The following is a 21,699-nucleotide window of genomic DNA, read 5'->3' on the forward strand; positions in this document are numbered from 1 at the left end:
CAGCCGACAGAGCCGCATCTGGGCCGAGCCCGGTGCTGCCCCTCCTGCTTGCCCCAGCGGCGAGGCTCCCCCATCGGCCGCCCGCCGCACGGCGCCGGCCGTCCCCCCGCGCGGGGTTCGCGCGGAACTGGCAGGCTCGGGCAACCGCGCCGGCCACAACGAGGATAACAGTCTGATGTCCATGACAACGCATGATCGGGAAGGGTCGTTATCCGGCCTGACCGAACGGGAGGCGAAGGAGTTCCACTCGATCTTCATCGCCAGTTTCATCGGCTTCACCGTCATCGCGATCATTGCCCACTTCCTGGTGTGGCAGTGGCGCCCGTGGATCCCGGGTCCGCACGGCTATGTCACCGGGTTCCTGGATAACGCGCATATCGGGGTGAAGATGCTCACCTCGCATATCGGATAAGGGAGGACAGACCATGTGGCGCATGTGGCTTCTTTTCGATCCGCGCAGGGTGCTGACGGCGCTTGGCGTGTTCCTGTTCGCGCTGGCGATCCTGATTCACTTCATCCTGCTGAGCACCCCGCGTTTCGACTGGCTCGGCGGCGCGCCGGCGATGACGACGATGCAGCAGCAGTCGGCCATGCCGGCAAACAAGTAACGGGGGCGGCAAAACCCTTCAGATGATCCCGGCGCCGGTCGGCTCGTGCCGACCGCGCCGGGGGAGGGGCCCCAACCGAATGGTGAGGAACTGCCCGATGGCACTGCTCAGTTTTGAAAGAAAATACCGCGTCCGCGGCGGTACCCTGATCGGCGGGGACCTGTTCGATTTCTGGGTCGGGCCGTTCTATGTCGGCTTCTTCGGTGTGACCGCCGCCTTCTTCATCATGCTCGGCACGGCGCTGATCATCTGGGGTGCTGCGCTCGGGCCGACCTGGAACATCTGGCAGATCAGCATCGCGCCGCCCGACCTTTCCTATGGGCTCGGCCTGGCGCCGCTGGCCAAGGGCGGGCTCTGGCAGATCATTACCGTCTGCGCGATTGGCGCCTTCGGCTCATGGGCGCTGCGCGAGGTGGAGATCAGCCGCAAGCTCGGGATCGGGCTGCATGTGCCGGCGGCGTTCAGCGTCGCGATTTTCGCGTATGTCACGCTCGAGGTCATCCGCCCGCTGCTGATGGGCGCCTGGGGCAATGGCTTTCCCTACGGCATCATGAGCCATCTCGACTGGGTGTCGAACACCGGATACGCCTATCTCAATTTCGAATACAACCCGATGCACATGGTCGCCGTGACGCTGTTCTTCACGACGACGCTCGCCCTCGCGCTGCATGGATCGCTGGTTCTGGCCGCGATCAACCCGCCGGCGGGCGAGACGGTGAAGTTCGCCGAGCACGAGGACACGTTCTTCCGCGATTTCATCGGCTACTCGATCGGCACGCTGGGCATTCACCGGCTCGGCCTGTTCCTTGCCCTCGGGGCGGGGTTCGCCAGCGCCACCTGCATCCTGCTCTCCGGCCCGTTCTGGACCCAGGGCTGGCCCTCGTGGTGGGGGTGGTGGCTGCATCTGCCGATCTGGCAGTTCGGCGGTCATTGAGGTGCGCCATGCAAGTTCGCACCGTTCATAACCTTCAAGCAGTCCGGGGGCTCGGATGATCGAATATCAGAACATCTTCACGCGGGTGCAGATCCGTGGGCCGCTGCATGACGGCGTTCCGGCGCCGGCGGGTGTGTGGGGCCGGCAGGGCAAGCCTTTCTTCAGCTACCTGCTCGGCCAGATCGGCAACGCCCAGGTCGGCCCGATCTATCTCGGCTCGCTCGGCGTCGCCTCCATCGCCTGCGGCCTGATCGCCTTCGAGATCATCGGGCTGAACATGATGGCCTCGGTGAACTGGAACCCGATCCGCTTCGTGCGCGACCTGCCGTGGCTCGCGCTCGAACCGCCGCCGCCGGCCTACGGGCTGCGGCTGCCGCCGATGGACCAGGGCGGGTGGTGGCTGCTGGCCGGATTCTTCCTCACCACCTCGCTGCTGCTCTGGTGGCTGCGGGTCTACCGGCGCTCGAAGCAGCTCGGCCTCGGCACCCATACCGCCTGGGCCTTCGCCTCGGCCATCTGGCTGTTCCTCGTGCTCGGCTTCATCCGCCCGCTGCTGATGGGCAGCTGGGGCGAGGCGCCGCCCTTCGGCATCTTTCCGCATCTCGACTGGACCGTCGCGTTCTCGTTGCGGTATGGCAACCTGTATTACGATCCGTTCCATATGCTCTCGATCGTGTTTCTCTATGGTTCGGTGCTGCTGTTCGCGATGCATGGCGCGACCATTCTCGCCGTCAGCCGGTTCGGCGGCGAGCGCGAGGTGGAGCAGACGGTCGATCGCGGCACCGCATCGGAGCGCGCCGCGCTGTTCTGGCGCTGGACCATGGGGTTCAATGCGACGATGGAGAGCATCCATCGCTGGGCCTGGTGGTTCGCGGTGCTGACCACGCTGACCGGCGGGATCGGGATTCTGCTGACCGGCACCGTCGTCGACAACTGGTTCCTGTGGGCGGTGAAGCACCATGTCGCGCCGGCCTATCCGCACATCTACGGCCACATCGCCGATCCGGCGCAGGGTGCGGCAGCGGGCAAGGGGACACTGCCATGAAAGTCACGATCACCCTGCTCGCCCTGATCGGCGGCATGACGGCGATGGTCCTCGGCGTGCTGACCTTGCAGCCGCCCACGGTGCGCTCGGTACAGCGCGGCTATCGCGGCACCGGCCAGCAGCTCGAATACAGCCCCGCGGTGATCGCCGCCGCCTTTGCCGCCAACCAGGCGCCCTCGGCCCTGCCGCAGAACAATGCCGGGCCGCCGGCCGGCACGATCTACAAGAACGTCCAGGTGCTCAAGAACGTTCCGGCCGGCGCCTTCGCGCGGATCATGGTCTCGATGGTGCAGTGGGTCGCGCCGAAACAGGGCTGCGGCTACTGCCACGTCGCCGGCAATTTCGCGTCCGACGCCAAGTATCAGAAGCGGGTCGCGCGGCGGATGCTGGAGATGACGATCTTCGTCAATGCCGACTGGCAGACGCATGTGAAGAAGGTCGGCGTCACCTGCTATACCTGCCATCGGGGCAACAACGTGCCGAGCCGGGTCTGGTTCGAGGGCGTCGCCCCGCCGCACGCCGGCGGGCTGATGGCGACGCATAGCGGCGAGGCGCGGCCCTCGGCGGTGGCGGATGGCTCGGCGCTGCCGGCCGACCCGCTCACGCCCTTCCTGCTCGGGCATGAGCCGATCCGCGTGACCGGGACGACCGCGCTGCCCGCCGGCAACCGCCACTCGATCCAGCAGACCCAGTGGACCTATGCGCTGATGATGCACTACGCGACGGCGTTGGGGGTGAATTGCGATTTCTGCCACCAGACCCGCGCCTTCGCCGACTGGTCGGAAAGCACACCGCAGCGGGTGACCGCCTATTACGGCCTGCACATGGTCCGCGCGCTGAACAACGACTACCTGCTGCCGCTGACCGGCACCTTCCCAAGGGCCATGCTCGGCCCGGCCGGCGATGTGGCGAAGGTGGACTGCGCGACCTGCCACCAGGGTGTGTTCAAGCCGCTCTATGGCGCGCCGATGGCGGGCCAGTTTCCTTATCTGCGCGGCCCCGCCGCGCTCGCCCAGCCCGATCCGAAGGCAGCGGCGGCGCATGGCGAGGACAACCCCGCGATGATCACCATGGCGTCCGCCCCGGCTGCGGGCGGCGCCAAACCCACAGCGTCCCCCGCCCCGACCGGGGCGGGTGCACCGGGCCAATAACGCCGCGGCTCCCCGGCGTTCGCCCGACACTCGGCGTGGGTCGAAAGGCCCACGCCTTTTTCTTTGGCCCGGGTTTCGATTGCGCGGGGGGCCAGCGCGGCGGATGGGCAGCATGGTGCGCCGGGCAGGACTTGAACCCGCAACCAAACCGTTATGAGCGGTCCGCTCTAACCATTGAGCTACCGGCGCCCAGCGCCTGTATGGCGTCGGGGCGGGGCAATTGGCAATATCCCTCCGGACGGCTAGAACGCGCGCGACATTATTCAGGAGGTTCCGCCATGGACGTTTCCAAGATCCCGGCCGGCAAGGCGCCGCCGTCCGACATTCATGTGGTGATCGAGATTCCGCAGGGCTCGGCGGTGAAATACGAGGTCGACAAGGAGAGCGGGGCGGTGATGGTGGACCGTTTCCTGTTCACCCCGATGGCCTACCCGGCGGCCTATGGGTTCATTCCGAACACGCTCGCCGACGACGGCGACCCGGCGGACGCGCTGGTGCTGGTGCCGGCGGCGGTGGTGCCGGGTGCGGTGATCCGGGCGCGGCCGATCGGGGTGCTGCGGATGGAGGACGAGGCGGGGCAGGACGAGAAGATCGTCTGCGTGCCGCATGACAAGATCCACCCGCAATTCTCGGGCGTGACCGAGGTGGACCAGCTGCCGGCGATCACGCGCGACGCGATCGAGCATTTCTTCACCCATTACAAGGACCTGGAGAAGGGCAAGTGGGTGAAGGTGACCGGCTGGGAAGGCCGCGAATCCGCCGAGGCGGCGATCAGCCAGAGCCTCGCCCGCGCCGCGAAGTGATTCTGCTCCTCCCGTCCTGGTGAGGGACGGGAGGCTTTCCTGCCCAGGTGAGGGCGGAGCGGCCTTTGAGGCCGTCAGGCCCCGGTTTCCGCCGCGAGGATGGCTTCGAGGCCCTCGCGGTAGGAGGGAAAACGCCAGGGGCGGCGCAGCGCCGCCCTGGTGCCCTCGCTCCGCACGATGCGGTTTTCCGACCAGAAGGACAGCGCCATCGGCGACATCTCCCGCCGCGCCTCGTCGAAGGGGATCGGCGGCGGCGGGGCGATGCCGAGCAGGGACGCGGCATGGGCGATGACATCGGCGCTCGGGGCCGGTTCGTGATCGGCGAAGTGAGGATGCGGACGCCGCCGGTGGCGGTGGCGATGGCGGCAAGGGTGCCGCCGGCGATGTCGTCCACATGGATGCGGCTGAATTTCTGCGCCGGCCGGTCGATCCGGCGGGCGGTGCCGGCGCGCAGGTCGTCGAAGGCGGAGCGGCCGGGGCCGTAGATGCCGGCGAGGCGGATGATGTCGACGGCGCGGTGGTCGTTCGCCAATGCCGCCCAGCTCTGCTCCGCCTCGATGCGGCGGCGCGTGCGCGGCGAGCCGGGGGCGGGCGGCGTGGCTTCGTCGACGGTGCCGCCCTGGCGGTCGCCATAGACGCCGGTGGTGGAGAAATAGCCGATCCAGCGCAGCGCCGGGGCGGCGGCGATGGCCTCGGCGCAGAGGGCGAGGAGCGGGTCGCCGGCCTCGCCGGGGGCGGCGGTGAGCAGGAGGTGGGTCGCTTCCGGCAGGGCGGCGGCGGCGGCGGCGAAGGGGATGAGGGCGACGCCCTCGGGCGCGGATCTACCCGCCGGGTCGCGGGCGGTGGCGATGACGGCGAAGCCCGCCTCGCGGGCGGCGATGGCGACGGCGCGGCCGGTATAGCCGAGTCCGGCGATGAGCAATGTGGCGGTCATCTCTTGTGCGGAAGGTGCTCGGGGAGGGAGGCGCGGTCGGCGGCGGCGCGTTCGAGGCGGTCGCCGTGGCGGCGGGCGAGGACGACCATCGCAAAGCCGATGGCGACGATGACGACCGCCGCGGCGGCGCCGAGCGGGCCGGCGAAGCGGTTGATCTGCTTGCCGAAAATATAGGCCACGCCGCCATAGACGCTGGCCCAGACGAGGCAGGCGAGGATCTGGAAGGCGATGAAGCGGCGCCATTCCATGACCGTGACGCCGGCGAGCAGGGCGGCGAGGGCGCGCATCACCGCGAAGAAGCGGCCGAAGACGACGATCTTGCCGCCGTGGTTCTCGAACAGCCAGTGGCCGGCGCGCAGGCGGCGCTCGGTCAGGCCGATATGGCGGCCATGGCGGAGCAGCATCGGGTAGCCGGCGTTGCGGCCGATCCAGTAGCCGGCGGCGCCACCGGCGATCGCGCCCGCGGCGGCGGCGAGGATGAGGACCGAAATGTCGATCCGGTGGGTGGTGCCGGCATAGATCGCGGCGGAGACCAGCGCGGTTTCGCCGGGCAGCGGCAGGCCGAGGCTTTCCAGCATGATCAGCGCGGCGACGGCGACGCTGCCATAGGCGGCGATCCAGGGGGCCAGTGCGTGGTTGAGGGCGGCGATCATCGGGTGCTGCGGGCCTGTGTGGCGGTTCGGGTTAGAGCGCTGTCCGATCCATCCGGATCGGATGTGGCGCTCCATGATATTGATAATTAGAGCATCTTTGTCCGATCAGACGACTCCATCTGATCGGATGATGCTCTAATCGGCTTTCATTGTAACGCAAAATCCGCGATAAGCATCGCATGGTGGAGCAGGAAACCGAAATTCAGGCGATCGAGAGGCTCGAAGTGGCGCTGGCGCGCATTGCCGCCCATGTGGCGAGGCCCGCCGAGGCGGATCGGCGCGGCGACATCAAGGATGCGCTCGACCGCATGATCGCGCAGCTGCGCGCGGCGCTCGACGAGGCCGAACGGGTGGAACAGGGTTGATATGGCGAACGTGAACATCCGGATCAACGGATTTTCCTATTCGGTGAGCTGCGAGGACGGGCAGGAACGGCATCTGCAGGCGATGGCCGCCGAGATCGACCGCCGGGTGAGCAGCATCAAGGCGATCGGCGAGCAGACCGGCGAGGCGCGGCTGCTGGTGCTGGCCGCACTGCTGCTGGCCGACGAGTTGCACGACCTGCGGGCGACGCATGAGGCCATGCAGGCGGCGAAGCCCACGGGCGTGTCCCCCGAGCATGTCGCAAGGCTGCGGCGCGTCGCCGCGCGCGCCGAGGAGATTGCGGCGGACCTCGCGGAGTCCTAAGTTGAGGGGGCGAGGCTGCCCGGTGCGTCAGGCAAGCACATCCCCGGGGCCAGTAAGTATCTCCCAGGGAGCTGGCTCTGTCGGAACCGTGGTTCCGGTATTTCCGGCGCCCACCTGCTCACGCAGGCTCTGGGAGGATGTCAACGCCAACGGCCAGGGCGGCTTCGCACTTTTGCTCCTCTCCCCGACAGCATGACGGATAGCGACCTTATCGCGCGCAAGGCTGCGGCGCGGCAGGCGGCACTCGACCGGCGCGACGGGCTCGACCCCGCGCTTGGCGCGCGTCTCGCTTCCGTGGTGCTGGAGCAATGCCCGCCGCCTGCCGGCGCGGTGGTTTCGGGGTTCTGGCCGATCGGTGCGGAAATCGATATCAGGCCGCTGCTGGCGGCGTTGGAGGCGCGGGGGCACGCGATCGGCCTGCCGGTGACGCCGAAGCGCGGCCTGCCGCTTATGTTCCGGCGCTGGCGGCGCGGTGCGGCACTGGTGCCGGGGCGGTTCGGCACCTCGCACCCCGACGGCGAGGAGATCGTGCCCGATTTCGTGCTGGTGCCGCTGCTGGCCTTCGACCGGCGGGGCAACCGGCTCGGCTATGGCGCGGGGTATTACGACCGGACCCTGGCCGGCCTGCCCGATGCGTTCCGGCTGGGGTGCGCCTATGCATCGCAGGAGGTGGACGAGGTGCCGGTGGGGCCGCAGGATGCGCGCCTTCATGCGGTGGCGACCGAACGCGGCGTGGTGCGCGCGGGCTGACGCCTCCTTTCAGGGTGCTCAATGGATATCATTCGGATTCCGCGATCGAAGATCGGCGATATCGGGCGGCTGGCCTTTGCCGACCCGGATGTGGACAATCTCGCCTTCGGCGAGTCTGATCGGACGCCGCCGGAGGCTGCGCGGGCGGCGCTGATCCGCGCCGTCGAGGCCGGGGACACGCATTACGTGGACAGCCGGGGGCGGCTGTCGCTCCGCCTCGCGCTGGCGGATTATCTGAGCCGGGTGCACGCGCAGCCGGTGGCGGAGACGCGGATCGCGGTGACGGCCTCGGGCATGGCGGCGATCGGCGTCGCGTTCACCGCGATCTTGCGGCAGGGCGACAAGGTGGTGATTCACGAGCCGGAATGGCCGAACCTCGCTGGCGCGGCGCTGGCGCGGCGGGCCGAGGTGGTGCGGCTGAAGCTGGACGAGGACGGGGCGGGCGGATTCCGCCTCGATCTCGACCGGCTGGACGCGGCCCTCGACGGTGCGCGGGTGTTCTGCCTCAACTCGCCGAACAACCCGACCGGGTGGATGGCGAGCGATGCGGAAATCGTTGCGATCCTGGAGATCTGCCGGCGGCGGGGCGTGTGGCTGCTGTCGGACGAGGTGTATTCGCGGCTGAGTTTCGACGGCCGGCCGGCGGCGCCCTCGGCGCTGGACCATGCGGGGCCGCAGGATCGGGTGATCGTCGTCAATTCGGTGTCGAAGACCTGGGCGATGACGGGATTCCGCGTCGGCTGGCTGGTGCTGCCGGAGGGCGAGCGGGACGCGGTGGGCGAGTTGATCGAGGCGACGCATTCCGGCGTGGCGCCCTTCGCGCAGGAGGCGGCGCGCGCGGCGCTGGAGTGCGAGGACTATGTCGCCGGGTTCCGGGCGTTCTGCGCCGAGGGGCGGGCGATCGTCGGCGCCGGGCTCGCCGGGCTCAACCGCGTGCGCTACAGCGCGCCGCCGGCCGGGCTCTACGCCTTCGCGCGGATCGAGGGGGTGGCGGACAGCCTGGAGCTGGCACGGCATCTCGCGATCGCGCACAAGGTGGCGGTGGCGCCGGGGATCGCGTTCGGCGCGGCGGGCGAGGGGCATTTGCGGATCTGCTTTGCGCAGAGCCCGGAAAAGCTGGAGCGGGCGATGGCCAAATTGCGCGCGGGGCTCGTTTCTTTGATCTGATATTAACCAGTTCACGTTATGTTCGAGTTATGGTTCTGGACATGAGATGGATCGGCCTGGTCGCGGCAGCCTGGGTACTGGCCGGCGGGATGGCGGCAGCGCGGGCGGCTTCGCCACTGCCCGATCCGGCGCTGACGCCGGGGGCGATCAACCCCGCGGTGAGCGGGGCGACGATCGGTGCGACGATCTGCCGGCGCGGCTGGACGCGGACGGTGCGGCCGCCGGTGTCCTATACCGAGCCGCTGAAGGCGGCGCAGATCCGGCGCTATGGCTATGAGGATTCGCGGCCCTGGAAATACGAGGAGGATCACCTGATCCCGCTCGCGCTCGGCGGCTCGCCGACCAGCCCGGCGAATCTCTGGCCGGAGCCGCATCTCGGGCCGGGGCAGTGGGGCTCCTATGCGAAGGACCGGCTGGAGGCGCGGCTGGCGCGGCTGGTCTGCGCGCACCGGCTGGGGCTGGACGAGGCGCGGCGGATGATCGCGCGGGACTGGATTTCCGCCTATCGGCGCTTCATCGGCGCGCGGCCGGACAATGCGCCGTTGCATGGGCGCGGCGCGGGATATGATGGCGGATATCGGCCGTATGACCACTGGCATCGCTGGCACCACTGGCATCGCCGCGACTGGTGAGGCGGAGCGGCGCGAGCCGTCACGTTACGGCAGTTCGCCATTTGGTGTCAGCAAATCGCCGCTGAAATTCAGCAATGCGCGGGTCGTCGGGTTTCGGGATGATCCCTGACGGCGCAAGGCTTCAGGCGGGGCGGTCGGCGTCGGCGCCGGTGAGGGCGCGGGCGAAGTCGGTCGCGTCGAAGGGGCGGAGATCGGCCGCCTGTTCGCCGACGCCGACGGCATGGATCGGCAGGGCGGCGGTTTCGGCCAGGGCGACGACGACGCCGGCGCGGGCCGAGCCGTCGAGCTTGGTGACGATCAGGCCGGTGAGATCGACCATCTGCTTGAAGGTGGCGACCTGGGCGATGGCGTTCTGGCCGGTGGTGGCGTCGAGCGTCAGCAGCACGGCGTGGGGGGCGGTTTCGTCCTGCTTGCGGATGACGCGGATGATCTTGCGCAACTCCTCCATCAGCGCCGCCTTGTTGTGCAGGCGGCCGGCGGTGTCGATCAGCACGATGTCGTGCCCGTCGTGCCGGGCGCGGGCGATCGCGTCGAAGGCGAGGCCGGCGGGGTCGGCGTTGGCGGGGCCGGTCATCACCGGCGCGCCGGTGCGCTCGCCCCAGACCTGGAGCTGTTCGACCGCGGCGGCGCGGAACGTGTCGCCGGCGACGAGCAGGGGTTTGGCGCCGGCCTCGGCATAGGACTGGGCGAGCTTGCCGATCGTGGTGGTCTTGCCGGTGCCGTTGACGCCGACCATCAGGATGACGAACGGGTTTTTGCGCCGGTCGATATCGAGCGGCTGCGCGACGGGGGCGAGGATTTTCGCAACCTCCTCGGCCAGCGACGCGCGGATTTCCGGCGGCGAAACGTCCTGGCCGAAGCGGGTGCGGCGGAAGGCGCGGATGACGCGGGCGGCGACGGCGGGGCCGAGATCGGCGGTGATCAGGAGGTCTTCGAGTTCTTCGAGCGCCGCGTCGTCGAGCTTGCGCTTGGTGAAGGTGTCGGTGATGCCGGCGGCGAGCTTCTGGGTGCTGCGGGTCAGGCCGGATTTGAGCCGCGAGAGAAAGCCGAGCGCCATTATTCCGCTCCTGCGGTCACGCCGGTGGCATCCGCGCCGGTGATCCTTGTGGTGACGAGCGCGCCCGGGGTGACGGGGAGCGAAAAGCGGATCGGCGCGAAGGTTTCGGTGTGGCCGGTGGTTTCGGTTTCGGCCAGCGCGGTGACGGTGGTGCCGGTCATGGCGCGGAAGCGGGCCTCGGCGCGCCGGGCGCCGGCCTCGCGCAGACGGGCGGCGCGGGCGCGGCGCTCGGCCATCGGCAAAGCGGGGATGCGGGCGGCGGGCGTGCCCTTGCGGGCGGAGAAGGGGAAGACGTGGAGATAGTCGAGCCCGGCATCGTCGACCAGCGCGAGGGTTTCGGCGAAATGCGCCTCGGTTTCAGTGGGGAAACCGGCGATGAGGTCGGCGCCGAGGGCGATGCCGGGGCGGAGCGCGCGGGCGCGGGCGGCGGATTCGATGACGTGGTGGCGGAGATGGCGGCGCTTCATGCGCTTGAGGATGAGGTCCGATCCGGCCTGCACCGAGAGGTGCAGATGCGGCATCAGCCGGGGTTCGGTTTCGATCAGGCGCCAGAGATCGTCGTCGATCTCGGCGGGGTCGATCGAGGAGAGGCGCAGGCGCGGCAGGTCCGGCACGGCGGCGAGCAGGCGGCGGCAGAGCTGGCCGAGTTTCGGCGCGCCCGGCAGGTCGGCGCCGTAGGAGGTGAGGTCGACGCCGGTGAGCACGACCTCGTTGTAGCCGTTGGCGACGAGGGTGCGGACCTGTTCGACCACGGCGCCGAGCGGGATCGAGCGCGAGGGGCCGCGGCCATAGGGGATGATACAGAAGGTGCAGCGGTGATCGCAGCCCTGCTGCACCTCGATGAAGGCGCGCGCGCGGGTGCCGAAGCCCTCGATCAGGTGGGCGGCGGTCTGGCGGAGCTGCATGATGTCTGCGACGAGGACCGGCGCTTCGGACCGCCAGGCCTCGGGCGTGAGCTTCTCGGCGTTGCCGAGGACGCGGGCGACACCCTCGATGCTCGACCACGAGGCGGGGTCGATCTGCGCGGCGCAGCCGGTGACGATGATTTTCGCGCTGGGCGCGGCGCGGTGGGCGCGGCGGATGGCCTGGCGGGCCTGGCGCTCGGCCTCGGCGGTGACGGCGCAGGTGTTGACGATGACGGCGTCGCCGAGCCCGGCGGCCTCGGCATGGCTGCGCATCACCTCGCTCTCGAAGGCGTTGAGGCGGCAGCCGAAGGTGAGGATGTCGAGGCTCATGGCGCGAGCATCCCGGCGTCCAGCTCGCCCTCGAAGACCAGGGCGACGGGGCCTTCCATCAGGACGTGGCCGTCCTCGCGCCAGGTGAGGGTGAGGGTTCCGCCGTCCATCTCGATCTCGGCGCGGCGGGCGGCGAGGCCGCGGCGATGGGCGTTGACCAGGGCGGCGCAGGCGCCGGAGCCGCAGGCCAGGGTGAGGCCGGCGCCGCGTTCCCAGACGCGCAGGCGGATGCGGTCCGGCGCGTCGATCCGGGCGAAGCCGATATTGGCGCGCGCGGGGAAGAGGCGGGCGCGTTCGAGCTTCGGGCCGATCGTCTCGATCGGCAGGTGGGTCAGGTCGTCGACGAAGAAGGTGGCGTGGGGGTTGCCCATCGAGCAGGCGGCGGGGTTCTGCACCGGGCCGAGGGCGAGGCGGAGCGAGAGCGTGTCCGCCGGCTCTGCCAGGGGGATGTCTTCCCAGCCGAGTTTCGGCGCGCCCATGTCGACCTCGACCAGGGTGGGGCCCTTGATGTCGGCGGGCAGCAGGCCGGCATTGGTGCGGATGACGAGGCGGCGGGCGCCGGTTTCGGCGGCGAGCAGGGCGGCGACGCAGCGTGTGGCGTTGCCGCAGGCGCCGGATTCCGAGCCATCGGCGTTGAGGATGCGCATGAAGGCGGCGGCGTCGTCGTCAGGCTCGATCAGGATGATCTGGTCGCAGCCGACGCCGCGGTGACGGTCGGCGATGCGGGCGGCGGCGGCGGGAGCGAGGTCGAGCGGGTGCGCGCGGGCATCGAGAACGACGAAATCGTTCCCGGCGCCGTGCATTTTCAGAAATTGTCGGACCGCTGCCATGCGGTTCGTATATGGCGTTGCGGCGCGGCGCGGAAGGGGGCGCTATTCGAGGGGGAGCGTTGCGGTGATGGCGGCGAGGCCGGGGGCGACGCTGCGGGCGCGGAGATAGAGCGCCGTGCCGATCAGCGCCATCACCCCGCCCTGGAACAGCGGCTGGACGTAGAAGGGCGCGTGGGGCAGCACCAGCACCGAGCGGATCAGCGCGATGGTGACGACGATCGAGAGCAGGGCGACCGGCACGACCATGACGCCGCGGCGGAAGGGTTCCGACCAGCCATGGCTGGCATGGCGGGGGTTGTAGCGCAGGTTGAGCGCGGCGCAGGCGACGGCGAGCCAGACCAGCAGGATGGTGACCGAGCGGGCGACGATGCCGAAGGCCCAGCCGATATAGGTCGCTTGCACGAGGAAGAGCGATGCGAGCACGACGGTGAGGGTGAGGGCGGCGACCGGCGCGCGGCGGCGCGAGGTTTCGGCGAAACGGGCGGGGATCAGCCCGTCCTCGGCCCAGGCGAAGAGCATGCGCGAGGTGACGACCATCTGCGGCGCCAGCGTCTTGCCGACGATGAGCGCGATCACGAGGTCGAGTGCTGCGGCGAGGGGGCGCGGGGCGGCGAGGCCGATGATGCCGGGGGCGGTGACGAGGGAGGCGTGCTTGTGGCGGATGAGGTCCAGCGCCGCCCACCAGGGCACGGCGTGCAGCAGTGCCGCGGCGACCAGCGAGAACAGCACGACCGAGGTGAGCCAGGCGATGACGATGCCGCGCGGCATCACGGTTTCGGCGTGCTCGGTCTCGCCCGACAGGGCGGGCGCGCCGGACAGCCCGCCATAGGCGAAGATGAACAGGGTGCAGACGGCGAGGAAGGCGTGCGGGTCGAAGGGTGGGGTGGCGGCCGGGCGGGTGAAGGCGATGCCGGTGCGCGCCGCGGCGGTGTGCAGCAGGGCGGCGGGGTCGGCGGCGAAGCCGATGATGCCGACGGTCAGGGCGGTGACCACGACGAGGGCGAGCAGGATGATGACGAGGCGGCCGTAATCGCGGATGCCGGCGACATGGATGCCGTAGATGATCCAGAGCGCGGCAAGGCCGAGGGCGAGATGGCCGGGTTTCGAGAGCAGCATGTGGCCGGCGGCGAAGCCGGCATTGACCATCGCGTTGCCGAGGAAATTGCCGAAGGCAAAGGCGATGAAGCCCATCGCCGCGGTGATGCTGGCCCACCAGACGAAATGCAGGATGAAGCCGAGCGGCAGGTTGAGGGCGCGCACCGTCCAGACATAGGAGGAGCCCGCGCGCGGCATGGCGCGGGAGAACCGGGCGTAGAGAAAGACCTTCAGGAAGATCACCAGGCCGGTCGCGAACATCGCCAGCGGCACCAGCGCGCCGATGCCGGGATAGACGCCGAGGCTCTGGGGGACCACGAAGTTGATTCCGGCGCCGTATTCCTGGGTGACGGCGGAGGCGACGACGGCGGCGAGGCCGAGGGTTTTGGCGAGGCGGAAGCCGGTCGACGCGCTCATGTCCGGCGGCTCCTGGCGGGTGTTGCTGGTTTGGGGGTGAAGACGCACCATTGCGCGCCGGGGCAGCGCCAGCATTCGGGCTGGCGGGCCTTGCAGACATAGCGCCCGTGCAGGATCAGCCAGTGATGGGCGCGGCGCAGCAGGTCGGGCGGGATGCGCTTGACCAGGCCATCCTCGACTTCGCGCACGGTCTTGCCGGGGGCGAGGCCGGTGCGGTTGCCGAGGCGGAAGATATGGGTGTCCACCGCCATGGTGGGCTGGCCGAAGATTTCGTTGAGCACGACATTCGCGGTCTTGCGGCCGACGCCGGGCAGGGCTTCGAGCGCCTCGCGCTCGGCCGGGACCGCGCCGCCATGCCGCTCGACGAGGAGCTGGGCGAGGGCGGCGACGTTCTTCGCCTTGGACTGCCAGAGGCCGATCGAGCGGATATGCGGGCCGATGCCCTCGGCGCCGAGGGCCGCCATCGCCGCCGGGGTGGGGGCGGCGGCGAACAGGAAGGGGGTCGCCTTGTTCACCGCTGCGTCGGTCGTCTGCGCGGAGAGGACGACGGCGACGAGGAGGGTGAAGGGGTCGGAATACTGCAGTTCGGTGCGGGGATCGGGGTTGCCGGCGGCGATGGCGTTGAGGAAGGGGCGGATATCCGCCGTCTTCATTTTGCGCGCGGTGCTGCGGGTGGTGCGGCGCTGCGGCGGCTGTGCGGCTTCGGACGGCATTGGCGATTAGTGCGGTTCGGGCGGGATTTTGGCAAGCGCCGGCGCTTGCGGAACCGTGATTCGATGCGAAGATAGGGTGATGTCGGAAATTGCGAGCATGGCCGTGGCGACGCCAGGGCGGCCGATCTTTCAGGCGATGCTGACGCCGCACCGGAGCATGAGCCGGCGGGGCATGTTCATCGTGTTCGCGTTGATGGCGGCCGGATCGTTGCTGGTGACCAGCCTGATGTGGCGGCTGGGGGCGGTCATGGTGATCGGGTTCAACGGCGCGGATCTGCTGCTGGCGGTCACGCTCTATGCGATGAACATGCGTGCGGCGAAGGCATCGGAGGCGATCGTGCTGACCGACGAGGCGCTGACCATCACCAGAACCACGCCGGGCGGCCGGCGGAGCGAGGTGCGGCTGGCGCCGGGATGGCTGCGCGTCGAGATCGAGGAGCAGCCGGGGAGCAATCCGCTCGTCTGGGTCGCGAATCGGGAAGCGCGGCACATCGTCGGGCTTGCGCTCGGGGATGCGGCGCGGCGGGATCTGGCGGGCGCGCTGCGCGAGGCGATCCAGCGGATGCGCTCGCCACGGTTCGACAACCCGCAGACACGCGACTGATGCCCGCGGGCCGGGCCGGGCGGTGGCTGCTCGTGCTCGGCTTCATGGCGGTTTGCCTGTATCCGGCGGCACGCTACGGGGCGATGACCTGGCGGAATTTCCCGGCCAGCCTGACCGCGCCGAACGGCGCCGTGGTGGTGCGCGATTTCGTCGATTTCTGGGGCGCGGCGCGGGCGGTTCGGGAGGGGCACGCGGCGCTGCCCTTCGACCCGGCGGCGTTCCACCGCTGGCTTCAGGCGCGGTTCGCGCCAGCGCAGGACGTGAACACCTGGAGCTATCCGCCATCCTTCCTGCTCCTGCTGCTGCCGCTCGGTTTTCTGGGGCTGTTGCCGGCTTTCGGACTGTGGCTTGGCGGAACGCTGGCGCTGTTGTTCGGCGTGTTGCGGCGGCTCGGGATCGGCGCGGTGCCGGCGCTGGCCGTGCTGGTGAGCCCGGCGGCGGCGGAGACGCTGCTCGATGGGCAGAACGGCGCGTTGACCGCCAGCCTGCTGGCGGGCGGGTTCGGGCTGCTGGACCGCGCGCCGGTGGCGGCGGGGGTGATGTTCGGCGTGCTGACGATCAAGCCGCAGCTCGGGCTGCTGGTGCCGGTGGCGCTGCTCGCGGCGCGGCAGTATCGGGCGGTTGTCGCGGCGGTGGTGACGGCGGCGGCGCTGGCGGGGCTGAGCGCGCTTGTGCTGGGCGCGGGAAGCTGGAGCGGATTTTTCGCCGCGACCCGGCCTTACATGACGCATCTGCTGCTGCTGTCCGGCCATCGTCAGCTCTATCAGTTGATGATGCCAACGATGTTCATGGCGGCGCGGGTGAGTGGGGCGGGTGTTGCGCTCGCGACCGGGCTGCAAGGGGTGGCAACGGCGCTGGCCGCCGGGGCGATGTGGTGGCTGTGGTCGCGGCCGGCGCCGCCGGCGCTGCGCCTCGCGCTCAGCCTGACGCTGGTGCTGCTCGCGACGCCGTTTGCCTATGATTATGACATGGTTCCAGTCGCGATCGCGGCCATGCTGCTGGCGCGCGAGGGATCAGGGACGGGTTTCTGCCGGGCGAGGGCGCGGTGCTGGCGGCGTGGCTGCTGCCGGGGATCGTGGTTTCGCTCGGATTTCTGGGGGTATCGATGGCCGGGCCGGCGATCGTCGCGTGGCTGGCGATCGTGCTGGTGCGGCGGATTCGCCGCAGCGTTAGAGCATCTTTATCCGATCGGATGGGATCATCTGATCGGATAAAGATGCTTTAATTATCAACAAGATAGAGCACGACATCCGATCCTGATGGAGCGGAACGTGCTCTAAAAGCGCGCCGGAAGACTGGCCGCGCGCAAGAGAAAAGCCGTGAGGTTGCCCCCACGGCTTTCCTTGTTCCGGGCCGGAGCCTGGAGCGGTGGATCAGAAATCCATGCCGCCCATGCCGCCCATGCCGCCCATTCCGGCGTCGCCACCGGCGGGGCCTTCTTTTCCGGACGCTCGGCGACCATCGCTTCGGTCGTGATGAGCAGGCCGGCGACCGAGGCGGCGTCCTGCAGCGCGGTGCGGACGACCTTGGTCGGGTCGATGATGCCGGCCTTCACCATGTCCTTGAACTCGCCGGACTGGGCATCGAAGCCGAAGCTGTAGTCGTCGTTGTCGAGCACCTTGCCGGAGATCACGGCGCCGTCTTCACCGGCGTTCTCGGCGATCTGGCGCATCGGCGCGAGCACCGCCTTGCGGATGATGTCGATGCCGAAGCGCTGGTCGTCGTTATCGGCCTTGAGCTTGTTGATCGCGAGCGAGGCGCGGGCGAGGGCCACACCGCCACCCGGGACGATGCCTTCCTCGACGGCGGCGCGGGTCGCGTGCAGCGCGTCGTCCACACGGTCCTTGCGCTCCTTCACCTCGGTCTCCGAGGCGCCGCCGACGCGGATGACGGCAACGCCGCCGGCCAGCTTCGCCAGACGCTCCTGCAGCTTCTCACGGTCGTAGTCCGAGGTGGTCTCCTCGATCTGCGCGCGGATCTGGTTGCAGCGGCCGGTGATGTCGGACTTCTTGCCGGCACCTTCGACGATCGTGGTATTTTCCTTCTCGATCAGCACCTTCTTCGCGCGGCCGAGCATGTTCAGCGTGACGGTCTCGAGCTTGATGCCGAGATCTTCGCTGATGACCTGGCCGCCGGTGAGGATCGCGATGTCTTCCAGCATGGCCTTGCGGCGGTCACCGAAGCCGGGCGCCTTGACGGCGGCGATCTTGAGGCCGCCACGCAGCTTGTTGACGACCAGGGTGGCGAGCGCCTCGCCCTCGACGTCTTCGGCGATGATCAGCAGCGGCTTGCCGGACTGGACGATGCTTTCGAGCAGCGGCAGCATCGGCTGCAGGCCGGAGAGCTTCTTCTCGTGGATCAGGATGTACGGGCTGTCGAGATCCGCGACCATCTTTTCCGGGTTGGTGATGAAGTAGGGCGAGACGTAGCCGCGGTCGAACTGCATGCCCTCGACGACGTCGAGCTCGGTCTGGATGCCCTTGGCTTCCTCGACCGTGATGACGCCCTCGTTGCCGACCTTCTGCATCGCCTCGGAGATCATCTTGCCGATCTCGGCTTCGCCGTTGGCGGAGATGGTGCCGACCTGGGCGGTTTCGCTCGGGGTCGTGATCTTCTTGGTGCGCTTCTTGAGCTCCTCGACGATGGCGTTGACCGCCTTGTCGATGCCGCGCTTCAGATCCATCGGGTTCATGCCGGCGGCAACCGCCTTCGCACCCTCGCGGACGATCGCCTGGGCGAGGACGGTCGCGGTGGTGGTGCCGTCACCGGCGAGGTCGTTGGTCTTCGAGGCCACTTCGCGCACCATCTGCGCGCCCATGTTCTCGAACTTGTCAGCGAGCTCGATTTCCTTCGCGACCGTCACACCGTCCTTGGTGATGCGGGGCGAACCGAAGCTCTTCTCGATGACGACGTTGCGGCCCTTCGGGCCGAGGGTGACCTTCACCGCGTTGGCGAGCAGGTCGACACCGCGGATGAGGCGTTCGCGGGCGTCGGCCGAGAAGCGGACGTCTTTAGCAGCCATGTGTAACTTCCTTTATACGATATCGGAGGGGAAACCGGGGGTGATCAGGCGGCCTTCTTCTTCGAAGCCGTACCCTCGATGATGCCCATGATGTCGGATTCCTTCATGATCAGCAGCTCTTCGCCGTCGATCTTGACCTCGGTGCCCGACCACTTGCCGAACAGGATACGGTCGCCGGCCTTGACGTCGAGCGCGACGACGGCGCCGGTTTCGTTGCGGGCACCCGGGCCGACGGCGATGACTTCGCCTTCCATCGGCTTTTCCTTGGCGGTGTCGGGGATGATGATGCCGCCGGCGGTCTTTTCCTCGGCGTTCAGCCGGCGAACGACCACGCGGTCGTGCAGGGGACGGAATTTCATGTGGCTCGCTCCTGACTTCAGAAGTCTGTTGCAACAGTTTCGGGCTCAGCAGCGCCGGCCCTCTCGATAGGCACCGGATGCTTGCTAGCACTCTCTCCGGGAGAGTGCCAAAGGATAAGGTTGCGGGCCATGGATGTCAAGCCCGGCAGCACTTGCGGGTGACGAGTGCTAAAGTATTGATAAAAAAGATTTTTCTTGCCAAACACCGGGGTGTCATGGCATCGTCATGGTCAGGAGGAGCGGACTGGCACGGCCCGCCGATGACAGCGCGACGGAGACAGACCATGATGATGAGCCGACAGCTCGAAGGATACCGGCTGACGACAGCCGAAATTCTCTACCACCTGCCCGACCATCCGGGCGTGTTGCAGAGTTACGTGTGGCAGGATCTCGACATCGCGCCGCGCTATCCGGTGCTGCACCGGTTTCTCGATTTCTGGAGCAGGCAGATCGAGGGCAGGCTGCATTCGGTGCGGGTGGGCACGGCCGCGCTGATCACGCCAGGGGAGATGCGCAGCCCGCATATGTTCCAGCTTCACTGAGCGATGCGCGGGAGCGGCTGGCGGCGAGCGTGGCGCCGAGGTGACACACTTACCCGAATTGCAGCCCTGCGGCGCGGTTAAGGATACGTTCAGTCATCCATGCGATAAGATGTATTGCGCAGGGGTGACTGAAATGGCGGGCGTGACGCGACAATTCCTTCTCGTGCTGGGTGTGGCGCTTGGTGTTGCGCCGCCATTCGCCGTCGCCCGCGCCCAGGGCGTGAACCCCGCGATCGCGGCGAGCGAGACAAGAGTGTCGCTCGGGGTGACGGCGAGCGGATATACGTATCGCGAGAGCGGCGGAGTTGACCGGGAAAGCGGCGTGCTGCCCGGCTTCAGCGCCGGTGTCTCGCGGCTGGGGCCGGCGCTCGGGATGCGCGACATCTATACCGGCGTCGTCTACGATTTCGCGGGCGGGGCGCTCGGCTATCAGGGATATCTGCAGGGTGGCGCCGGTGCGCCGCGACCCTATGACCAGTCGGACAGCGCGCGGTTCAATCATGTCGAGGTGCAGCTCGGCGCGGCGGTGCCGCTCGGTCGGGCGATCAGTGTGCTGCCCTTCGTCGCGATCGGGTATCAGAGCTGGTCGCGCAATGTCGGCGGCGGCAGCGGGTATGGCAGTTTTTATCACGCGGTGCTGGCCGGGGTTGGAGCAAAGCTCGACTATGCGGCGTCGGGGCGGCTGGTGCTTTCGGCGGCGGCAGAGGGGCTGGCGGTGCTGGGCGGCGGGGTATCCGCGCCGGCGCTTGGCCTTTCGGGCGGGTTCGGCACCAGCGGCGAGGAAGAGGTGCGGCTGGGCGCGGACTGGCGGCTCGACAATGTCTGGCACGTTTTCGCCGGGCTGGAGATGCGGCATTTCAACTATGCCGGGTCGAAACCGTCCAACGGGGTGTACGAGCCGACGAGCGGAACCTTCGCCGCGCGCGGCGAAATGGGCGTGACGTTCGGCTTCCGATAAGCCGGCGGCGCGGCTGGCAATGCCGTTGGGAATAAAAAATCTAACATAACGTTTTTATCTCTTTCCCACCCGCCCCGCTTTGGGCTATCCCTGCGGTCATGATGCGGTTCTGTGCGCGGCGCGGCGAATGAGGCGCGGCGGCGGGACGGATGCGGAAGCGGAACCGGCTTCGGATTTCTGGCGGTTCTGCATGACCATGCTGGCGCCGCGAGGGCAGCGGCCGGAACGGCATCACCTCGCGCTGATCGACGCGCTGGAGCGCGTCACGAGCGGCGAGGTGGACCGGCTGATGGTGCAGATGCCGCCGGGGGCGGCGAAATCGACCTATGCCTCGGTGCTGTTTCCGGCATTCTGGTTCACCCGCCATCCGGCGAGCGAGGTGATCGCGGCGTGTCACACGGCGTCGCTCGCCGGGCATTTCGGCCGCCGCCTGCGCATGCTGATCGCCGAGCAGGGCGATGAGTTCGGCCTGTGTCTCGACCCGACCAACCGGGCGGCGGGGCGGTTTTCGTTGCAGGGTGGCGCGCAGTATTTCGCCGCCGGCGTGCGCGGGCCGATCACCGGGCGGCGGGCGGATCTGATCCTGATCGACGACCCTGTGAAATCCTGGGCCGAGGCGGACAGCCGGGCGGCGCGGGATGCGCTGTATGACTGGTACCGCGCCGAACTGCTCTCGCGGCTGAAGCCGGGCGGGCGGGTCGTGCTGGTGATGACGCGCTGGCATGAGGACGATCTTGCCGGGCGGCTGATGGCCAGGGATGGCGGCTGGACGGTGCTGCGGCTGCCGGCACTGGCGGAGGCCGACGATCCGCTCGGGCGGGCGCCGGGCGAGGCGCTCTGGCCCGACTGGGAGGATGAGCGGGAGATCGCGCGGCGGCGGGCGACGGTGGGCGAGCGCGTGTTCGCCGCCCTGTATCAGCAGCGGCCGATGCGCGATGGCGGGTCGTTGTTCGAGCTTGACCGGATCGGCTTCGTCGATGCGGCGGGCCGTGCGCGCCTGGGACCTGGCGGCGACGGCGGCATCCGCCGGCGGCAATCCGGACTGGACCGTGGGGCTGAAGCTCGGGCTGGCCGCCGATGGCACGCATGTCGTGCTGGATGTGGTGCGGGTACGGGCGGGGCCGGCGGCGGTCGAGGCCTTGTTGCGGGCGACCGCCGAGGCGGACGGGCCGGGGACGGCGATCGCGCTGCCGCAGGACCCGGGGCAGGCCGGTGTGGCGCAGGTGGCGCATCTGCGCCGGGTTCTGGAAGGGTTCACGGTGATTGCGAGCCCGGAATCCGGATCGAAACAGACGCGGGCCTTGCCGGCGGCGGCGCGGATCGGCGCCGGCAGGACGCGGGTGCTGCGCGCCGCCTGGACCGACGCCTTCGTGGCCGAGCTGCGGACCTTTCCGAACGGCGAGAAGGACGACCAGGTGGATGCGCTGGCACGCGCCGAGGCGATGCTCGGGCAGGCGCCAGCGGCGGCGCGGATGACGAAGATTTCCATGATGGGACGCTGAA

At 68.9% G+C, this 21,699-nt stretch carries 24 protein-coding genes, 1 tRNA gene, 1 other RNA gene and 2 pseudogenes; 18 read left to right on the plus strand and 10 right to left on the minus strand.

Annotated elements, in window-relative coordinates:
- The first annotated feature begins 175 nt into the window (after nt 1-175).
- The 5 genes from pufB (at nt 176) to pufC (ending at nt 3,738) form a co-directional block, all read left to right on the plus strand.
- On the plus strand, nt 176-412 hold the full coding sequence (gene pufB, locus ACIDOCELLA78_RS000000109335; RefSeq protein WP_007421832.1) for a light-harvesting antenna LH1, beta subunit: 237 nt from the start codon (nt 176-178) through the stop codon (nt 410-412).
- A 13-nt stretch (nt 413-425) separates the two neighbouring features.
- Nucleotides 426-608 (plus strand): light-harvesting antenna LH1, alpha subunit, encoded by a 183-nt coding sequence (pufA, locus tag ACIDOCELLA78_RS000000109340; protein WP_007421831.1) that lies wholly within the window; start codon nt 426-428, stop codon nt 606-608.
- A gap of 97 nt (nt 609-705) precedes the next feature.
- Nucleotides 706-1,542 (plus strand): photosynthetic reaction center subunit L, encoded by an 837-nt coding sequence (gene pufL, locus ACIDOCELLA78_RS000000109345; RefSeq protein WP_007421830.1) that lies wholly within the window; start codon nt 706-708, stop codon nt 1,540-1,542.
- 55 nt (nt 1,543-1,597) lie between these two features.
- Nucleotides 1,598-2,587, plus strand: coding sequence for a photosynthetic reaction center subunit M (gene pufM / locus ACIDOCELLA78_RS000000109350; protein ID WP_201729351.1), 990 nt, complete (start codon nt 1,598-1,600; stop codon nt 2,585-2,587).
- The gene (gene pufC, locus ACIDOCELLA78_RS000000109355; RefSeq protein WP_201729352.1) at nt 2,584-3,738 is read left to right on the plus strand and encodes a photosynthetic reaction center cytochrome PufC; all 1,155 of its coding nucleotides are present in this window, start codon (nt 2,584-2,586) and stop codon (nt 3,736-3,738) included. Before pufM ends, pufC begins: the two co-directional genes overlap by 4 nt.
- A gap of 113 nt (nt 3,739-3,851) precedes the next feature.
- Here pufC and ACIDOCELLA78_RS000000109360 read toward each other — a convergent pair.
- Nucleotides 3,852-3,927, minus strand: a tRNA-Ile gene (locus ACIDOCELLA78_RS000000109360).
- 89 nt (nt 3,928-4,016) lie between these two features.
- Between ACIDOCELLA78_RS000000109360 and ppa the strand changes: the two genes are divergently transcribed.
- Complete coding sequence (gene ppa, locus ACIDOCELLA78_RS000000109365) at nt 4,017-4,541, plus strand: inorganic diphosphatase (RefSeq protein WP_007422764.1); 525 nt, start codon at nt 4,017-4,019, stop codon at nt 4,539-4,541.
- Here the strand turns inward: ppa and ACIDOCELLA78_RS000000109370 are convergent.
- Together ACIDOCELLA78_RS000000109370 and ACIDOCELLA78_RS000000109375 are read right to left on the minus strand one after the other, a co-directional pair.
- On the minus strand, nt 4,510-5,475 hold the full coding sequence (locus tag ACIDOCELLA78_RS000000109370) for an SDR family NAD(P)-dependent oxidoreductase (protein WP_249676371.1): 966 nt from the start codon (nt 5,473-5,475) through the stop codon (nt 4,510-4,512). The genes ppa and ACIDOCELLA78_RS000000109370 overlap by 32 nt on opposite strands.
- Complete coding sequence (locus ACIDOCELLA78_RS000000109375; RefSeq protein ID WP_201729353.1) at nt 5,472-6,128, minus strand: DedA family protein; 657 nt, start codon at nt 6,126-6,128, stop codon at nt 5,472-5,474. The genes ACIDOCELLA78_RS000000109370 and ACIDOCELLA78_RS000000109375 overlap by 4 nt, the downstream gene beginning before the upstream one ends.
- Nucleotides 6,129-6,307: 179 nt before the next feature.
- On the opposite strand from ACIDOCELLA78_RS000000109375, the gene ACIDOCELLA78_RS000000109380 reads away from it, so the two are divergent.
- The 6 genes from ACIDOCELLA78_RS000000109380 (at nt 6,308) to ACIDOCELLA78_RS000000109405 (ending at nt 9,364) form a co-directional block, all read left to right on the plus strand.
- A complete protein-coding gene (locus ACIDOCELLA78_RS000000109380) occupies nt 6,308-6,493 on the plus strand; it encodes a hypothetical protein (protein ID WP_201729354.1) in 186 nt (61 codons plus the stop codon).
- 1 nt (nt 6,494) lies between these two features.
- Nucleotides 6,495-6,815: a cell division protein ZapA gene (gene zapA, locus ACIDOCELLA78_RS000000109385; protein WP_201729355.1), complete on the plus strand. Its 321-nt coding sequence runs from the start codon at nt 6,495-6,497 to the stop codon at nt 6,813-6,815.
- 9 nt (nt 6,816-6,824) lie between these two features.
- A non-coding RNA gene (gene ssrS, locus ACIDOCELLA78_RS000000109390) (6S RNA) lies at nt 6,825-6,984 on the plus strand.
- Between the two features lie 23 nt (nt 6,985-7,007).
- Nucleotides 7,008-7,565 carry a 5-formyltetrahydrofolate cyclo-ligase gene (locus ACIDOCELLA78_RS000000109395; RefSeq protein WP_201729356.1) on the plus strand — a complete coding sequence of 186 codons (558 nt, stop codon included), beginning with the start codon at nt 7,008-7,010 and terminating at the stop codon, nt 7,563-7,565.
- Nucleotides 7,566-7,586: 21 nt separating this feature from the next.
- Nucleotides 7,587-8,732: an aminotransferase class I/II-fold pyridoxal phosphate-dependent enzyme gene (locus ACIDOCELLA78_RS000000109400; RefSeq protein ID WP_201729357.1), complete on the plus strand. Its 1,146-nt coding sequence runs from the start codon at nt 7,587-7,589 to the stop codon at nt 8,730-8,732.
- Between the two features lie 41 nt (nt 8,733-8,773).
- Complete coding sequence (locus ACIDOCELLA78_RS000000109405; RefSeq protein ID WP_201729358.1) at nt 8,774-9,364, plus strand: hypothetical protein; 591 nt, start codon at nt 8,774-8,776, stop codon at nt 9,362-9,364.
- Nucleotides 9,365-9,485: 121 nt separating this feature from the next.
- On the opposite strand, the gene ftsY is transcribed toward ACIDOCELLA78_RS000000109405, so the two are convergent.
- The 5 genes from ftsY to nth are packed head-to-tail and all read right to left on the minus strand — an operon-like array spanning nt 9,486 to nt 14,711.
- Nucleotides 9,486-10,421, minus strand: coding sequence for a signal recognition particle-docking protein FtsY (ftsY, locus tag ACIDOCELLA78_RS000000109410; protein WP_201729359.1), 936 nt, complete (start codon nt 10,419-10,421; stop codon nt 9,486-9,488).
- On the minus strand, nt 10,421-11,656 hold the full coding sequence (gene mtaB, locus ACIDOCELLA78_RS000000109415; RefSeq protein ID WP_201729360.1) for a tRNA (N(6)-L-threonylcarbamoyladenosine(37)-C(2))-methylthiotransferase MtaB: 1,236 nt from the start codon (nt 11,654-11,656) through the stop codon (nt 10,421-10,423). Before mtaB ends, ftsY begins: the two co-directional genes overlap by 1 nt.
- On the minus strand, nt 11,653-12,486 hold the full coding sequence (gene dapF / locus ACIDOCELLA78_RS000000109420; protein WP_201729361.1) for a diaminopimelate epimerase: 834 nt from the start codon (nt 12,484-12,486) through the stop codon (nt 11,653-11,655). Before dapF ends, mtaB begins: the two co-directional genes overlap by 4 nt.
- 42 nt (nt 12,487-12,528) lie before the next feature.
- Nucleotides 12,529-13,998 (minus strand): APC family permease, encoded by a 1,470-nt coding sequence (locus ACIDOCELLA78_RS000000109425; protein ID WP_201729362.1) that lies wholly within the window; start codon nt 13,996-13,998, stop codon nt 12,529-12,531.
- Complete coding sequence (nth, locus tag ACIDOCELLA78_RS000000109430) at nt 13,995-14,711, minus strand: endonuclease III (protein WP_374223262.1); 717 nt, start codon at nt 14,709-14,711, stop codon at nt 13,995-13,997. The genes ACIDOCELLA78_RS000000109425 and nth overlap by 4 nt, the downstream gene beginning before the upstream one ends.
- A 97-nt stretch (nt 14,712-14,808) precedes the next feature.
- On the opposite strand from nth, the gene ACIDOCELLA78_RS000000109435 reads away from it, so the two are divergent.
- Together ACIDOCELLA78_RS000000109435 and ACIDOCELLA78_RS000000109440 are read left to right on the plus strand one after the other, a co-directional pair.
- Nucleotides 14,809-15,315 carry a DUF2244 domain-containing protein gene (locus ACIDOCELLA78_RS000000109435; protein ID WP_249676374.1) on the plus strand — a complete coding sequence of 169 codons (507 nt, stop codon included), beginning with the start codon at nt 14,809-14,811 and terminating at the stop codon, nt 15,313-15,315.
- Nucleotides 15,315-16,529, plus strand: coding sequence for a glycosyltransferase family 87 protein (locus ACIDOCELLA78_RS000000109440; RefSeq protein ID WP_201729364.1), 1,215 nt, complete (start codon nt 15,315-15,317; stop codon nt 16,527-16,529). Before ACIDOCELLA78_RS000000109435 ends, ACIDOCELLA78_RS000000109440 begins: the two co-directional genes overlap by 1 nt.
- A gap of 159 nt (nt 16,530-16,688) precedes the next feature.
- Here ACIDOCELLA78_RS000000109440 and groL read toward each other — a convergent pair.
- Together groL and groES are read right to left on the minus strand one after the other, a co-directional pair.
- Nucleotides 16,689-18,337: pseudogene (gene groL, locus ACIDOCELLA78_RS000000109445) on the minus strand (chaperonin GroEL).
- A 44-nt stretch (nt 18,338-18,381) separates the two neighbouring features.
- Nucleotides 18,382-18,696 (minus strand): co-chaperone GroES, encoded by a 315-nt coding sequence (groES, locus tag ACIDOCELLA78_RS000000109450; protein WP_201729366.1) that lies wholly within the window; start codon nt 18,694-18,696, stop codon nt 18,382-18,384.
- Nucleotides 18,697-18,911: 215 nt separating this feature from the next.
- On the opposite strand from groES, the gene ACIDOCELLA78_RS000000109455 reads away from it, so the two are divergent.
- The 4 genes and pseudogenes from ACIDOCELLA78_RS000000109455 to terL all read left to right on the plus strand — a co-directional run bounded on the left by ACIDOCELLA78_RS000000109455 (nt 18,912) and on the right by terL (nt 21,698).
- Nucleotides 18,912-19,238, plus strand: a complete 327-nt coding sequence (locus ACIDOCELLA78_RS000000109455; RefSeq protein ID WP_374223263.1) for an usg protein — start codon at nt 18,912-18,914, stop codon at nt 19,236-19,238.
- A gap of 133 nt (nt 19,239-19,371) precedes the next feature.
- Nucleotides 19,372-20,196 (plus strand): hypothetical protein, encoded by an 825-nt coding sequence (locus ACIDOCELLA78_RS000000109460; RefSeq protein ID WP_201729379.1) that lies wholly within the window; start codon nt 19,372-19,374, stop codon nt 20,194-20,196.
- Nucleotides 20,197-20,494: 298 nt separating this feature from the next.
- Nucleotides 20,495-21,103, plus strand: a pseudogene (locus tag ACIDOCELLA78_RS000000109465) (terminase large subunit domain-containing protein); the annotation flags it as partial.
- A gap of 82 nt (nt 21,104-21,185) precedes the next feature.
- On the plus strand, nt 21,186-21,698 hold the full coding sequence (terL, locus tag ACIDOCELLA78_RS000000109470; RefSeq protein WP_249676377.1) for a phage terminase large subunit: 513 nt from the start codon (nt 21,186-21,188) through the stop codon (nt 21,696-21,698).
- Nucleotide 21,699: the final 1 nt, after the last annotated feature.

The sequence above is a fragment of the Acidocella sp. C78 genome (assembly GCF_907164655.1).

What these genes read in the sequence shown, in the direction of transcription:
- nth (WP_374223262.1), bottom strand. Translation starts at nt 14,711, where the DNA reads ATGCCGTCCGAAGCCGCACAGCCGCCGCAGCGCCGCACCACCCGCAGC.
- ACIDOCELLA78_RS000000109380 (WP_201729354.1), top strand. Translation starts at nt 6,308, where the DNA reads ATGGTGGAGCAGGAAACCGAAATTCAGGCGATCGAGAGGCTCGAAGTG.
- ACIDOCELLA78_RS000000109395 (WP_201729356.1), top strand. Translation starts at nt 7,008, where the DNA reads ATGACGGATAGCGACCTTATCGCGCGCAAGGCTGCGGCGCGGCAGGCG.
- ACIDOCELLA78_RS000000109440 (WP_201729364.1), top strand. Translation starts at nt 15,315, where the DNA reads ATGCCCGCGGGCCGGGCCGGGCGGTGGCTGCTCGTGCTCGGCTTCATG.
- ACIDOCELLA78_RS000000109370 (WP_249676371.1), bottom strand. Translation starts at nt 5,475, where the DNA reads ATGACCGCCACATTGCTCATCGCCGGACTCGGCTATACCGGCCGCGCC.
- mtaB (WP_201729360.1), bottom strand. Translation starts at nt 11,656, where the DNA reads ATGAGCCTCGACATCCTCACCTTCGGCTGCCGCCTCAACGCCTTCGAG.
- zapA (WP_201729355.1), top strand. Translation starts at nt 6,495, where the DNA reads ATGGCGAACGTGAACATCCGGATCAACGGATTTTCCTATTCGGTGAGC.
- pufM (WP_201729351.1), top strand. Translation starts at nt 1,598, where the DNA reads ATGATCGAATATCAGAACATCTTCACGCGGGTGCAGATCCGTGGGCCG.
- groES (WP_201729366.1), bottom strand. Translation starts at nt 18,696, where the DNA reads ATGAAATTCCGTCCCCTGCACGACCGCGTGGTCGTTCGCCGGCTGAAC.
- ACIDOCELLA78_RS000000109455 (WP_374223263.1), top strand. Translation starts at nt 18,912, where the DNA reads ATGGCATCGTCATGGTCAGGAGGAGCGGACTGGCACGGCCCGCCGATG.
- ppa (WP_007422764.1), top strand. Translation starts at nt 4,017, where the DNA reads ATGGACGTTTCCAAGATCCCGGCCGGCAAGGCGCCGCCGTCCGACATT.
- ACIDOCELLA78_RS000000109375 (WP_201729353.1), bottom strand. Translation starts at nt 6,128, where the DNA reads ATGATCGCCGCCCTCAACCACGCACTGGCCCCCTGGATCGCCGCCTAT.
- pufC (WP_201729352.1), top strand. Translation starts at nt 2,584, where the DNA reads ATGAAAGTCACGATCACCCTGCTCGCCCTGATCGGCGGCATGACGGCG.
- pufL (WP_007421830.1), top strand. Translation starts at nt 706, where the DNA reads ATGGCACTGCTCAGTTTTGAAAGAAAATACCGCGTCCGCGGCGGTACC.
- dapF (WP_201729361.1), bottom strand. Translation starts at nt 12,486, where the DNA reads ATGGCAGCGGTCCGACAATTTCTGAAAATGCACGGCGCCGGGAACGAT.
- pufB (WP_007421832.1), top strand. Translation starts at nt 176, where the DNA reads ATGTCCATGACAACGCATGATCGGGAAGGGTCGTTATCCGGCCTGACC.
- ACIDOCELLA78_RS000000109435 (WP_249676374.1), top strand. Translation starts at nt 14,809, where the DNA reads ATGGCCGTGGCGACGCCAGGGCGGCCGATCTTTCAGGCGATGCTGACG.
- ACIDOCELLA78_RS000000109425 (WP_201729362.1), bottom strand. Translation starts at nt 13,998, where the DNA reads ATGAGCGCGTCGACCGGCTTCCGCCTCGCCAAAACCCTCGGCCTCGCC.
- ftsY (WP_201729359.1), bottom strand. Translation starts at nt 10,421, where the DNA reads ATGGCGCTCGGCTTTCTCTCGCGGCTCAAATCCGGCCTGACCCGCAGC.
- ACIDOCELLA78_RS000000109405 (WP_201729358.1), top strand. Translation starts at nt 8,774, where the DNA reads ATGAGATGGATCGGCCTGGTCGCGGCAGCCTGGGTACTGGCCGGCGGG.
- ACIDOCELLA78_RS000000109400 (WP_201729357.1), top strand. Translation starts at nt 7,587, where the DNA reads ATGGATATCATTCGGATTCCGCGATCGAAGATCGGCGATATCGGGCGG.
- ACIDOCELLA78_RS000000109460 (WP_201729379.1), top strand. Translation starts at nt 19,372, where the DNA reads ATGGCGGGCGTGACGCGACAATTCCTTCTCGTGCTGGGTGTGGCGCTT.
- pufA (WP_007421831.1), top strand. Translation starts at nt 426, where the DNA reads ATGTGGCGCATGTGGCTTCTTTTCGATCCGCGCAGGGTGCTGACGGCG.